Annotated in this window: 8 protein-coding genes and 5 pseudogenes; 7 read left to right on the top strand and 6 right to left on the bottom strand. The window is 66.9% G+C overall.

Features of this window, described 5'->3' with window-relative positions; translation table 11 throughout:
* Nucleotides 1–39: 39 nt before the first annotated feature.
* The 7 genes and pseudogenes from T428_RS0102390 (at nt 40) to T428_RS25120 (ending at nt 7,037) form a co-directional block, all read left to right on the top strand.
* Complete coding sequence (locus T428_RS0102390; RefSeq protein ID WP_025735218.1) at nt 40–861, top strand: enoyl-CoA hydratase/isomerase family protein; 822 nt, start codon at nt 40–42, stop codon at nt 859–861.
* A gap of 38 nt (nt 862–899) precedes the next feature.
* Nucleotides 900–1,713, top strand: a pseudogene (locus T428_RS25135) (enoyl-CoA hydratase/isomerase family protein).
* A complete protein-coding gene (locus T428_RS0102380) occupies nt 1,704–2,507 on the top strand; it encodes an enoyl-CoA hydratase/isomerase family protein (RefSeq protein ID WP_025735217.1) in 804 nt (267 codons plus the stop codon). The pseudogene T428_RS25135 and the gene T428_RS0102380 overlap by 10 nt, the downstream one beginning before the upstream one ends.
* Nucleotides 2,507–3,981: pseudogene (locus T428_RS25130) on the top strand (AMP-binding protein). Before T428_RS0102380 ends, T428_RS25130 begins: the two are co-directional and overlap by 1 nt.
* Nucleotides 3,971–5,052, top strand: a pseudogene (locus T428_RS35610) (class I adenylate-forming enzyme family protein); the annotation flags it as partial. The pseudogenes T428_RS25130 and T428_RS35610, both read left to right, overlap by 11 nt.
* A 112-nt stretch (nt 5,053–5,164) precedes the next feature.
* Nucleotides 5,165–5,530, top strand: coding sequence for an AMP-binding enzyme (locus T428_RS35900; RefSeq protein ID WP_425411973.1), 366 nt, complete (start codon nt 5,165–5,167; stop codon nt 5,528–5,530).
* A pseudogene (locus tag T428_RS25120) lies at nt 5,523–7,037 on the top strand (class I adenylate-forming enzyme family protein). The gene T428_RS35900 and the pseudogene T428_RS25120 overlap by 8 nt, the downstream one beginning before the upstream one ends.
* On the opposite strand, the gene T428_RS0102350 reads toward T428_RS25120, so the two are convergent.
* The 6 genes and pseudogenes from T428_RS0102350 to fabG form a co-directional block, all read right to left on the bottom strand.
* A complete protein-coding gene (locus T428_RS0102350; protein WP_025735213.1) occupies nt 7,034–7,396 on the bottom strand; it encodes an Rv1352/Rv1906c domain-containing protein in 363 nt (120 codons plus the stop codon). The pseudogene T428_RS25120 and the gene T428_RS0102350 overlap by 4 nt on opposite strands.
* Nucleotides 7,397–7,588: 192 nt before the next feature.
* Nucleotides 7,589–8,274 (bottom strand): annotated as a pseudogene (locus T428_RS25115) (GntR family transcriptional regulator).
* A 4-nt stretch (nt 8,275–8,278) separates the two neighbouring features.
* On the bottom strand, nt 8,279–9,472 hold the full coding sequence (locus T428_RS0102340; protein WP_025735212.1) for an acyl-CoA dehydrogenase family protein: 1,194 nt from the start codon (nt 9,470–9,472) through the stop codon (nt 8,279–8,281).
* Entirely contained in the window at nt 9,469–10,668 is a 1,200-nt protein-coding gene (locus T428_RS0102335; protein ID WP_036466827.1) for a CoA transferase, read from the bottom strand. Before T428_RS0102335 ends, T428_RS0102340 begins: the two co-directional genes overlap by 4 nt.
* A gap of 1 nt (nt 10,669) precedes the next feature.
* On the bottom strand, nt 10,670–11,881 hold the full coding sequence (locus T428_RS0102330; RefSeq protein WP_025735210.1) for an acetyl-CoA C-acetyltransferase: 1,212 nt from the start codon (nt 11,879–11,881) through the stop codon (nt 10,670–10,672).
* Nucleotides 11,878–12,618, bottom strand: coding sequence for a 3-oxoacyl-ACP reductase FabG (gene fabG / locus T428_RS0102325; protein WP_036467049.1), 741 nt, complete (start codon nt 12,616–12,618; stop codon nt 11,878–11,880). Before fabG ends, T428_RS0102330 begins: the two co-directional genes overlap by 4 nt.
* Nucleotides 12,619–12,711: the final 93 nt, after the last annotated feature.

Here is a 12,711-nt window from a genome sequence, read left to right as displayed (position 1 = left end):
TATGGGTAACCGTATCGCTGAGGAAAGCCGAATCCGACGGTGAGTCACGACGCCGATGCGGCCGACGCCGAGGGGTCGGTGACAGCACGCCGAGATGGTGCGGTCCTACGGCTCACCCTCGATCGCCCACAGCGGCGTAATTCGTTGACCCACTTGATGATCGAGACATTGGTCCGCGCGCTCACCGAGGCCGCCACCGACGACGCGTTGCGCGCGATCCACCTGCGCGGTGCCGGCGACGACTTCTGCGCGGGTGCCGACTGGGTCGCCACCAACAGCGCCACCGCAGCGCGCCCGCGTACCGGCGATCTGGTGCGCCGGATTCCACACGCCGCCCACCGGCTGATCGAGCTCGTGCAAACCATCCAGCTGCCGGTGGTCTGCACCGTGCGGGGCTGGGCGGTGGGGATGGACTGCAATCTCGCGCTGGCCGCCGACTTCACCATGGCTGCCGACGACGCCGTGTTCTGGCAGCCGTTCATCGAGCGCGGATTCAGCCCGGACTCGGGTCCTAGCTGGCTGCTCCCGCGATTGGTCGGAGTGGCGCGGGCCCGGCGCATGCTGCTGCTCAGCGAGAAAGTGAGTGGGTCCGACGCGGGCGACTGGGGTCTGATCCACCAGGCCGCCGGCGCTGCCGAACTCGACGACAGCGTGGAGCGGCTGCTGGCGAGGCTGGCCGGCGGGCCAACCGTGGCGCTCGGACTGGCCAAGGAAGCCCTGCACTACGGCCAGCACGCGTCGCTGAGCCAATCGATGACACAGGAGCTGTTCAACTTGGAACTGTCTTGTCGGACAAACGATTTCAAAGAAGGCCTGGAAGCCTTTCGGCAACGACGCGAGCCGACATTCGACGGCCGCTGAGCTAAGCTCTCGGTCACACCAGTATGAAGGGAACACGGATGCCTGCTGACTCGTTCGACACGATCAACTACGAGGTCGACGGGCATACCGCCACCATCACCCTGAACCGGCCCGAGGCGCTCAACGCGCTGAGCCCACACATGATCACCGAGCTGCGCGCGGCCTACGACGAAGCCGAAAACGACGACAACGTCTGGCTGACGATCGTCACCGGCACCGGCCGCGCGTTCTGTGCCGGTGCCGACGTCAGGGAAATTCCCAAAGACGGCAAGGTGATCTACGAGCGGCCGTATCTGTTGACCTACGACCAGTGGGAAGCTCCCCAGGAAGGCACTCCCCCGTTTCGCACGATGGCCAAGCCGGTGATCACCGCCGTCAACGGAATATGTTGTGGCGCAGGCATGGATTGGGTCACCACGACTGACATCGTCATCGCATCCGAGCAGGCGACGTTTTTCGACCCGCACGTCAGCATCGGGCTGGTGGCCGGCCGCGAATTGGTGCGGATCTCCCGGGTGCTGCCCCGTTCGATCCCCCCTGCGAATGGCGTTGATGGGCAAACACGAACGGATGAGCGCACAGCGGGCCTACGAACTCGGGTTGATCAGTGAGGTCGTCGAGCACGACAGCCTGTTGGACCGTGCCCGTGAGATCGCCGACATCGTCGACTCCAATGCGCCGCTGGCGGTTCGAGGTACCCGGTTGGCGATCCTGAAGGGTTTGAACGTTCCGCTGCACGAAGCCGAGATCATGGCCGAAACCTTCCGCGAGCGGGTGCTGCGCACCGAGGACGCCGCCGAAGGGCCCAAAGCCTTTGTGGAGAAGCGCAAACCGAATTGGCAGTGCCGGTGAGTACTCCGCGCTTCGAAACCATCCTCCTCGACATCGACGGGGGCGACCATGTCGCCACCATCACGCTGAATCGGCCCGATCAACTCAATGCGTTCAACCGCACGATGTGTGAGGAGATGGCCGAAGCCTGGCGCATCGTCAAGCTCGACGAGTCGGTACATGCGGTGGTGTTGCGGGCGGCCGGCAGCCGGGCCTTCAGCGCCGGGTTGGACATCAAGACGCCGTACGGGCAACCCGAAAACGTATGGAATCACGAAAATCCCGGCGAATTGCTTAGCCCCAAGTGGCAGAAGATGTTCAAGCCGGTGGTGTGCGCCGTTCAGGGTATGTGCACCGCGGGTGCGTTCTACTTCCTCAACGAGTCCGACGTGGTCATCTGCTCGCAAGACACGACGTTTTTCGACTCGCACGTGTCGGCCGGCCTGGTCTGCGCCCTGGAGCCGATCGGCCTGATGCGCCGCATCGGACTGGGCGAAACGTTGCGTATCGCGTTGATGGGCAACGACGAACGCGTCAGTGCCGACACCGCGTTGCGGATCGGGTTGGTCTCCGAAGTGGTGGCAACCGACCAGCTGGCCGGGCGTGCTCACGAGATCGCGGCGGCGATCGCGGCCAAGCCGCCGTCGGCGACGCAGGGCACCGTGAAGGCGATCTGGGAGTCGCTTGACAAGCCCTACCGCGCCGCTCTGGAGCAGGGCCTGATCTACACCCGGCTGGGCAACCCGCTGGGCACCGCCGAACTGGCGGCACAGCGGGACGCCGACCGCAAGGGCGCCGAACCAAAGATCCGCTGATGGGCCATCATCCGCTGAGTCGACGCATCGCCGCGGTGCTGGAGCTGCAGCCGGGCGCAGGCGCGATCGAGTACCGTGGCCGCTGGCTGTCGTAGGGCCGGATCGCCGACGCCACTTGGACATGGCCTCGGTGACGGCCGAACACGGCGGCAACCCCGCGATCGGAATGTTGCTGCGCAACCGGCCCGGCCAGGTGGCGGCGTTCCTGGGCGTGCTGCTGGGCGGCGGGACCGTGGTCACCATCAATCCGTTCCGCGGCGACGCGCGCACCCGGTCCGACATCGCCGCGCTGCAACTGTCCCTGGTGGTCGGCGAGGCCGACGACCTGGCCACGCTGGTCGCTCCCGGCACACCGACCCTGCCGATCTCCGGGAGCCTCGACGACCCCGGCGAGTCGGCACGCAGTCACGACGGACCCACCGCCGCAACAGAAATCGCGGTGCGAATGCTGACCAGCGGAACGACGGGACCGCCCAAGCGAATCGACCTCAGCTACGACATGCTGGCGCGCAGTGTGCTGGGCCCCGACCCCGAAAACGCGCCACCGCCGCAGCAGCTGCGACGCGGTGTGGCGATCGTGAACTCGCCGCTGGTGCACATCGGCGGCGTCTTCCGGGTGCTGCAATGCTTCACCGAGGCGAGACCGTTCGTGTTGTTGGAACGCTTCGAGCTCAACGCGTGGGCACAGGCGGTGCGAACGCACCGCCCCCGGGCGGTATCGCTGGTGCCGGCCGCGTTACGGACGGTGTTGCACTCGGACCTGTCGCGGGCCGACCTGGACAGCATCCGCGCCGTCACCTGCAGCACCGCACCACTGTCGGCCGACGATGCCGACGCGTTCACCGAAAAGTATGGTATATCCGTTCTAACGTCTTATGCGGCAACGGAATTTGGCGGCGGCGTGGCGGGTTGGACACTGGCCGACTACCAGGCCCACTGGAGCACCAAACGCGGTAGCGTGGGGCGGGCCAACCCCGGCGCCCAGCTGCGGGTGGTCGACGACGCCGGCACGCCGCTGGGCGCCGACCAGGTCGGTCTGCTGGAGGTCAAGCCGGGTCAACTCGGCCCGTCGACGCAGTGGATGCGGACCACGGACCTGGCGCGTATCGACGCCGACGGCTTCCTCTGGATCGTCGGGCGCGCCGACCAGGCGATCATCCGTGGCGGGTTCAAGGTGATGCTCGACGACGTCCGCGTTGCCCTGGAGAGCCACCCCGCGGTGGCGGGCGCCGCCGTGATCGGCCGACCCGACGCCCGCCTGGGCGAGACGCCGGTCGCGATGGTGGAGCTGCGCGGTTCCCCCGGCACCGATGCCGACACTTTGGTGGAGTATCTGCGAACGCGATTGGACCGCTACGAGATTCCGACCGAGATCGCGATCGTCGACACGATTCCGCGCACCCCGTCCGGCAAGGCCGACCTGGGCCAGATCCGGCGCTTCTTCGACGCGGCGCAGCGCGACCATGGCCGGTGATTCCACCGTCGCCGACGTCCTGCGACATCAAGCCCGATCGCGTGATCGCCATCCCCTGCTCGTCTGCGACGCCGACCGCATCGCCTACGCCGAAGCCGACTCCCGATCGGCGCGGCTCGCCCGCGGGCTGATCGCGCTGGGCGCCGGCAAGGGGACCCACGTCGGCGTGCTCTACCCCAACGGCACCGACTTCGTCGTCGCGATGCTGGCCGCCGCGCGCATCGGAGCGGTGGTGGTGCCGTTCTCGACGTTCGTCACCGCGCGTGAGCTGCGCGAGCAGCTGGTCGACAGCGACGTCGAGATCCTGTTGTCCGCAGCGTCTTATCGCTCCCACGACTACGTGCAGCGATTGGGCGAAGTCCTGGCGGACACCGATCTCGATTCTCGGCTGTTCTCGCCCGCCACCCCACAACTGCGCCACGTCGCGATCACCCGCGAGACGGTGTACGGGCGGGCCGGCGCCGTCGACCCGCAACTGCTGGCGGCGCTGGAGGCCAATGTCTGCGGCTGCGACCCGCTGGCCATCGTCTACACGTCGGGATCCACCAGCGCTCCCAAAGGCGTGGTGCACACCCATGCCGGGTTGCTCGAACATCAGCGCAACCTCAACACGATTCGCGGTTTGACGGCGGCGGACAAGCTGTTCTGCAATTCGCCGTTCTTCTGGATCGGCGGCTTGGCGTTCGGCCTGCTGGCCACCTTGGTGGCGGGTTCGACCCTGGTGTGTTCCAACGCGGTTGACGCCGGGGCCACACTCGACCTGCTGGAAGCCGAAAAGCCGACCATTACCAACGGATTCGCCGCCGGGATCGCACACCTGGCCGACCACCCCAGCTACGCCGGCCGGGATCTGTCGTCGCTGCGGCGGGGCAACCTGTACCCGATCATGGCCCCCGACGCGCGACCGGCCGACCCGGAGCTGCGGCACAATATGGCATGACCGAGGCTGGCAGCGTCGTGCTGATCTCCGGGGATGAATCCGACCAACCCGAAACGCGTCGCGGCTCGTTCGGCAAGCCCGCACCGGGATTCGAGACGATGGTGGTCGAGCCCGACACGACGAATAGCGTTGCGCTCGGCGAGGTCGGTGAATTGTGCATCCGCGGGCCGTATGTGATGCAGGGCTACTACAAGCGCGCGGGAAGAGTGCTTCGACGCCGACGGTTGGCTGCACACCGGCGATTTGGTCCGCACGGACGCCGACGGATTCGTCTATTTCGTCGGCCGCCGGGGCGCGATGATCAAGACGGCCGGCGCGAACGTCTCGGCGGCCGAGGTGGAGAAGGCCATCACCAAGGTCACCGGCGGCGCGCCGGCGTACGTCATCGCCCTGCCCGACGACCGGCGCGGGCAACTCGTCGCCGCGGTGGTGGTCCGGCCTGACGGCGCGGCGGACCTCGACGACGCCACGCTGACCGAGCGTCTCAGATCCGAACTGTCCGCGTACAAGATCCCCAAGAGGTTGGTCACGCTGGTACGCGCGGACGTGCCGCTGCTGTCCAGCGGCAAGGTCGACATGCGGCAGCTCCGGAAGTTCTTCGATGCCTGACACCATCAACGACCTGGTGCGGTTTCGCGCCGACCACGACGGGGACACACCGATGGTGATCGATCCCACCTGCCGGGTCAGCTATCGCGACCTCGATTCGGCCACACGCGAACTGGCCGCGGCGTTCGTCGAAGCCGGTGTGGGCAAGGGCACCCGCGTGGGTTTGATCATGCCCAACAGCGCCCGCTGGGTCCAGGTCGCCATCGCACTGACCCGCATCGGCGCGGTGTTAGTTCCGTTGAGCACCTTGCTGGCCGCGCGCGAACTCGTCGCGCAGCTGCGCGTCGCAGCCGTGCAATTCCTGGTGAGCGTCGACGAATTCGGGGCCATCGGTATCTCGATGACCTTCGGGCGGTGCCGCGTTCCGAACTTCCTGCGCTACGCCAGGTTTGGTCGATCTCCCAGCTCGACGACGCGACGGCCGGCGAGGGCGCGCGTCGGATCATCGACGCCATGACCGCGACGGTCACCGCCGCCGACCCGCTGGTCATCATGTTCACCTCCGGTAGCAGCGGCACACCGAAGGGGGTCGTGCACTCGCACGGTAACGCGTTGGGCGCCGTCCGGTCCGGGCTGGCGGCGCGGTGCATCACCTCCGACACCCGGCTGTATCTGCCGATGCCGTTTTTCTGGGTCGGCGGTTTCGGCAGCGGAATACTGTCCGCGCTGCTGGCCGGCGCCACCCTGGTGACCGAGGAGATCCCCCGGCCCGAAACCACGCTGCGACTGCTGGAGCGTGAGCGCGTCAACCTGTTCCGCGGCTGGCCCGACCAGGCCGAGGCATTGGCCCGGCACGCGAGCTCGGCCGGTGTCGACCTCTCGGCGCTGCGGCCCGGCAGCCTGGAGGCCCTGTTGCCGCCCGAGCGGCGGGCCCGGCCGGGCGCCCGGGCCACGTTGTTCGGCATGACGGAGGCATTCGGACCGTACTGCGGCTACCCCGCCGACACCGACATGCCCGAGACGGCGTGGGGCAGCTGCGGAAAACCGTTCGACGGCATCGAGGTCCGCATCGTCGACATCGACACCGGGCAGCCCGTCGCGGCGGGAACCGCGGGTGAGATCCAGCTTCGTGGGCCGCACACGATGCGCGGCATCTGCGGTCGCAGCCGCGAAGAGTTGTTCACCGTCGACGGCTTCTACCCGACCGGCGACCTTGGCCACCTCGACGAGGACGGGTTCCTGTTCTACCACGGGCGATCCGATGACATGTTCAAGGTCAGCGGCGCCACGGTCTACCCCAGCGAGGTCGAGCGAGCGCTGCGCACGCTCGACGGCATCGACAACGCCGTCGTCACCAATGTGCCCGGCGCCGCGGGTGACCGGGTGGGCGCGGCCGTGGTGCGCGCTGACCGCCGAGCAATTGCGCGACTCCGCGAAAACCGTGCTGAGCGCCTTCAAGGTGCCGACGGTGTGGCTGCTGCTGGACTCCGACGACGCCCTTCCGCGCGGCGGCACCGCCAAGGTCGACATCCGCCGGCTGCGGGAGATGTTGATCGAGGGGCTCTAGGGAACCCGCGTCCAGGGTTGACAGTTCAGCGACTCGAAGGCCTTCACCGAAGTGTTGATGTTCGCGAACATCGGAGCGATGGAGGTGTTGGTCTGCAGGACGTGGTCCTTGTTCGCGTCGGGCGTGCTGTAGGTAAACCACGAGCACATCGAGTCTTGGGTCGGCACGTTGTTGATCCAAACGCCGAACGCCGAACCCGACCCGCCCGTGTGATACAGGCCCGGTGCGATGTCGGGCCCGACGACGAAGACGCCATTGCCGGGGATCGGGTCGAGCAGGTCGGCATGCGCGGGTGCCGCGAACGCGATGGCTGTCGCGTCCGCCACCAAGAGGGCCGATGTGCGAAGCGTTGGAGTCATCTTGTTCTCTCCAATCGTTTGCCCACCCTGCTGGCAGCGTATGCCCAATCCAAGTGTGCTACAAGCCGGATTGCCACATTGCGCCGCGCCGTTGCCGGGGCCGTGCCGCTCCCGGGCAGCATGCATCGAAAGCGTTTCGCGCCGAGCGGGTTTCGCATCAGCGATGGTCGTCGCCACGCGGATCAACGCAGCCTAGGCCGTGCCGGTGTCTTCGGTCACCACGCCCCGCGCGACGAGGTGATCGATCAGCGGAATCGCCCCGGCGGCCAGGTGTTCCGACATCGCCGCGCGGGCAAGTTTGTCGTCGTGAATCTCGAGCGCGGCCAGGATCTCCCGATGGTCCTTGATCGACTGGCTGGCCAGCCCTCGATCGAGGGAAACACCGACTCCGGGGCGTACCGGGTGATCTGCGACATCAGCTGAGCCAGCTTCGGCGACTCCGCGGCCACATTGATGGCCCGGTGAAACTCGTGGTTCAGCCGCACCGTGCGCTCGTGGTCGTCGCCGGCATAGGCCTGCTCCAGCTGGGCCTGCAGCTCCTTGAGCTCGTGCAGCTGCTCGGGGGTGATGTTGACCGCGGCCCGCGCGGCCAGCTCCCCACCGACGTGTGCCTGCACGTTGGCGACGTCGGTGACGTCTCGCCCGGTCACCGGCAGCACCACGAAGCCACGGCGGGGCTGCTGGGCGATCAACCCCTCGGCGCGCAGCGCGAACAGCGCCTCGCGGACCGGTGTGACACTGATCCCCAACTCGGCCGCGAGTTGGTCCAGCCGAACATACGACCCCGCGGCATAGACGCCGTCGAATATCCGCCCACGGATGATGCGCGCGACGTCCTCGGAAAGTTGAGGCCGCGCAGCGAAATCCGGAACGCTCATCAGTTCACACCTGGTACTCGGCGAGCAGTCGCTTGCTGATGATGTTCTTCTGGATTTCGCTGGTTCCCTCGCCGATCAGCAAGAACGGCGCATCACGCATCAATCGCTCGATCTCGTATTCCTTGGAATAGCCGTAGCCGCCATGAATCCGGAAGCTTTGTTGGGTGACCTCGGTGCAGTACTCGCTGCACAGATACTTGGCCATACCGGCGGCGACGTCGTTGCGCTCGCCGGAATCCTTCAGGCGCGCGGCGTTGACCATCATCAGATGTGCCGCTTCGACTTTCGTGGCCATCTCGGCCAGCTGGAACGCGATCACCTGGTGCTCGGCGATGGGCTTGCCGAACGTCTGGCGCTGTTGCGCGTAGCGCACCGCGAGCTCGAACGCGCGCAGCCCGACTCCGCACGCTCGCGCCGACACGTTGACCCGGCCGACCTCGATACCGTCCATCATCTGGAAGAAGCCCTGCCCGGTGGCGCCGCCGAGTACGTCGTCGGCGCCGGCCTGATAGCCGTCGAAAATCATCTCGGTGGTCTCGATGCCCTTGTAGCCCAGCTTGTCGATCTTGCCCGGGATATGCAGCCCGGGAGCGACTTCGCCGAACCCGACCGGCTTCTCGACCAGAAACGCGGTCAGGTTGCGGTGCGGCTTGTCCGAGCCCTCGTCGGTACGCACCAGCACCGCCACCAGCGTGGAGGTGGCACCGTTGGTCAGCCACATCTTCTGACCGTCGATGGTGTAGGTGCCGTCGGAATTGCGGCGGGCCCGGGTGCGGATCGCCGCCACGTCAGAACCCAGCTCCGGCTCCGACATCGAAAAGGCGCCACGGGTCTCGCCCCCGGCCATCCGGGGCAAAAAGCGCTGCTTCTGCTCGTCGGTGCCGTGCTGGCGCAGCATGTAGGCCACGATGAAATGCGTGTTGAGCAACCCGGATACGCTCATCCAGCCCCGGGCCAGCTCCTCGACGCAGAGCGCGTAGGTCAGCAGCGACTCCCCCAGCCCGCCGTACTCCGGCGGGATCATCAACCCGAACAGGCCCATCTCACGCATCTGGTCGACGATGTGCTGGGGGTAGGTGTCGCCGCGTTCGAGCTCGGCCGCGTTGGGGATGACTTCCTTTTCGACGAATTGCCGCACCGTGGCGACGATCTCGGTCTGGAATTCGGTGAGCCCGAGGGTTTGGGCGAGCTTGGTCATCTGGGCTCCGTTCGGTCGATCGTGTTGGTGCTGGTGAGGCGCTCGATGTCGGCGGCGGTCAAGCCCAGTCGCTGCTGCAAGACATCGGCGGTGTGCTGGCTCAGCGCGGGCGCGGGCTGGCTGTACGCGTGGACCCCGTCGAACGCGGCCGGTAGCCCGGTGGCCAGATATTCGCCGACTCCCGGCTGGTGCAGGCGCGAAAACAAGGGATTGGCAGTCACTTTCGGACCCGCAACCACCTCCGCGAAGGTACGGTAGCGCTCGAACAACACCGTGGTGTCCGACAGCGCCGCGGTCACCTGCTCGGCCGTGTGCTCGGCGAACCATGCCGCGAACAAGCCGGACAACACATCACGATAGCGGTAGCGATCACCTTCGACGTTGAAGTCCACGCCCAGCGCCTCGGCCAGCGCGGCCACCGCGGACTCCGTGCCGGTCACCTCGACCATGTCGCGAAAGTGCCTGGCAGTCAACAAGACCACCATGAACGCGACTCCGTCGGAACTGGTGAAGTCCTGGCCGTACTGGCCGTAAATCGCGTTGCCCAGACGCTCCCGCTGGGTCCCGCTCACTTGCGGCTCGGTCAACAATCCCAGATTTCCGGCCGTGGCCAGCGCGACATCCTCGAGCGCCAGGGTGATCCGTGCACCCACCCCGAACCGCTCGCGTCGGTGCAACGCGGAGACGACGGCCAGTGCCGCATACAGCCCGCAGCACACATCCCAGGCCGGCAGCACGTGGTTGATCGGGCCGGCGTGGTCGGCAGGACCGGTCACCAATGGATATCCAATGGCCGCATTGACGGTGTAGTCCACCCCGGTGGACCCGTCACCGCGGCCGAGCAGCTGCACGTGGATGACGTCGGAACGCTTGGCCGCCAACAGATCATGACTGAGCCAGGGCAGCACCGCGTTGGTCACGACGATCCCGTCGCCCTCGGTGATCAGCCGCTGCACCAATTCCTGGCCCTCGCCCGAGCGCACATCAATGGTGACCGAGCGCTTCCCTCTGTTCAGTCCGGTCCAGTAGATCGAGGTGCCGTCGGCGGCCAGGGGCCACCGCTTCACGTCCGAGGCGCCGCCGATGGGGTCGACGCGAATCACCTGTGCACCCAGCTGATTCAGCGTCACACCGCACAGAGGTGCCGCCACGAAGCTGGATAGCTCGATGACGGTCACCCCGTCGAGCGGCCGCACGTCAGCCGACCCGTTCGAAGATCGCGGCCAGCCCCTGGCCGCCGCCGATGCACATCGTCTCCAGCTCGTAGCACGCCTGGCGGCGGGTGAGCTCGCGGGCCAGGGTGGCCAGCATCCGGCCGCCCGTCGCGCCGACCGGGTGGCCCAGCGAGATTCCCGAGCCGTGCACGTTAGTCCTATCGAAATCGCTTGTGCCGAACTTCCATTCGCGGGTCACCGCAAGCGCTTGGGCGGCAAAGGCCTCGTTGAGCTCGATCAGGTCGATGTCGGACAACTGCAGACCGGCCTTGGCCAGCGCGGCCTCCGTCGCCGGCACCGGGCCGATGCCCATGATCTTGGGCGCCACCCCCGCCAGCCCCCACGACACCATCCGAACCAGCGGCGTCAGGCCGTACTCGGCCGCCTTGTCCAGCGTGGTCACCACACACATGGACGCGGTGTCGTTTTGACCGCTGGCGTTGCCGGCGGTCACCGTCGCTTCCGGATCATCCTTGCCCAGAACCGGTTTCAACTTGCTCAACGACTCGACCGAGGTGTCGGCGCGGGGATGCTCGTCGGTGTCGATCAGTTCCTCGCCCTTGCGGTTCCGGACGGTCACCGCAACGATCTCCTCGGCCAGGATGCCGTCCTGTTGCGCGGCCACCGCCCGCTGGTGCGACCGCACCGCGAGCTCGTCTTGCTCCTGGCGGGAGATCCCGTACTGCCGGCGCAAGTTCTCGGCGGTCTCCAGCATCCCGCCCGCAACCGGGCAGTGACGGCCGCCGGCGGTGGTGCGCCCCCGCGCCAGCCCGTCGTGCACCTGAACGCCGTTTCTTGCGCCCCAACGCATGTCGGTGGAGTAGAACGCGACATTGCTCATGCTCTCGCATCCCCCGGCCACGACGAGGTCGTTGTCGCCGGCGCCCACCTGCAAGCACGCCTGCATGACGGCCTGCAGGCCCGACCCGCAGCGCCGGTCCACCTGCATGCCGGGCACCGTCACCGGCAGGCCGGCATCCAAGGCCACCACCCGTCCGATCGCGGGCGCGTCGCTGTTGGGATAGCAGTGGCCGAGGATCACGTCTTGCACGGCATCGGGCGCCAACCCGGTTCGCTCCCGCAGCCCTTTCAGCGCGGCGACCCCGAGGTCGACGGCGGACAACGACGATAACGTTCCGCCATAGCGGCCGATCGGTGTCCGGACCGGCTCGCAGATGACGACGTCAGCACTCATAGGTGGCGACCACCGGTGATTTCCATGACCGTGCCGGTCATGTACGACGACAGGTCCGAGGCCAGGAAGAGCGCCACGCTGGCGACCTCGCTGGGCTCGCCGGCCCGGCCCATCGGCACCTCGGCCACCTTAGAGTCCCAAATGCGTTGCGGCATAGCCTCTGTCATCGCGGAGCGGATCAAACCGGGAGCGATCGCATTCACCCGCACCCCCAGGTAGGCCAACTCCTTGGCCGCCGCCTTGGTCATGCCGGCGATGCCGGCCTTGGCCGCCGAGTAATTGGTCTGACCGACCATGCCCACCTTGCCCGAAACCGAGGACATGTTGATGATCGCGCCCCGCTTGTTCTCCCGCATGATCGCCGCCGCCAGGCGGGTCCCGTTCCAGGTTCCCTTCAGATGCACGTTGATGACCTGGTCGAATTGCTCCTCGGTCATCTTGCGCATGGTCGCGTCGCGGGTGATGCCGCCGTTGTTGACGATGATGTCCAGGCCACCGAAATGCTCGACCGCGGTCTGGATCAGAGCCTCGACCTCCGACGACTGCGTGACATCGCACCGCATTGCGACCGCGACGTCGTCACCGCCGAGCCGCTTGGCCGCGACTTGGGTTTCCTCGAGGTTGACATCGCCGAGCACCACGCGCGCGCCCTCGGCGACAAAGCGCTCCGCGATGGCCAGCCCCAGTCCCTGCGCTCCGCCGGTGATCACCGCGGTCTGACCTGCCAACAACGCCATCTGGATTCCCATCCTTCACTGTTTTCGCCACCACCGGGCACGTCCACTGTTTTCGCCACCACCGGGCACGTCTCGGCAAATATCATATTTGAT

This window comes from Mycobacterium genavense ATCC 51234 (assembly GCF_000526915.1).
GTDB classification, from domain to species: Bacteria; Actinomycetota; Actinomycetes; order Mycobacteriales; family Mycobacteriaceae; genus Mycobacterium; species Mycobacterium genavense.
The sequence above is the reverse complement of the archived record's forward strand: the minus strand, read 5'-3'. Positions and strand labels throughout refer to the sequence as shown.

Bases quoted from the DNA above. Each gene is read 5' to 3' on its own strand.
- T428_RS0102340 (WP_025735212.1), bottom strand. From the start codon at position 9,472: ATGACCAAGCTCGCCCAAACCCTCGGGCTCACCGAATTCCAGACCGAG.
- T428_RS0102350 (WP_025735213.1), bottom strand. From the start codon at position 7,396: ATGACTCCAACGCTTCGCACATCGGCCCTCTTGGTGGCGGACGCGACA.
- fabG (WP_036467049.1), bottom strand. From the start codon at position 12,618: ATGGCGTTGTTGGCAGGTCAGACCGCGGTGATCACCGGCGGAGCGCAG.
- T428_RS0102330 (WP_025735210.1), bottom strand. From the start codon at position 11,881: ATGAGTGCTGACGTCGTCATCTGCGAGCCGGTCCGGACACCGATCGGC.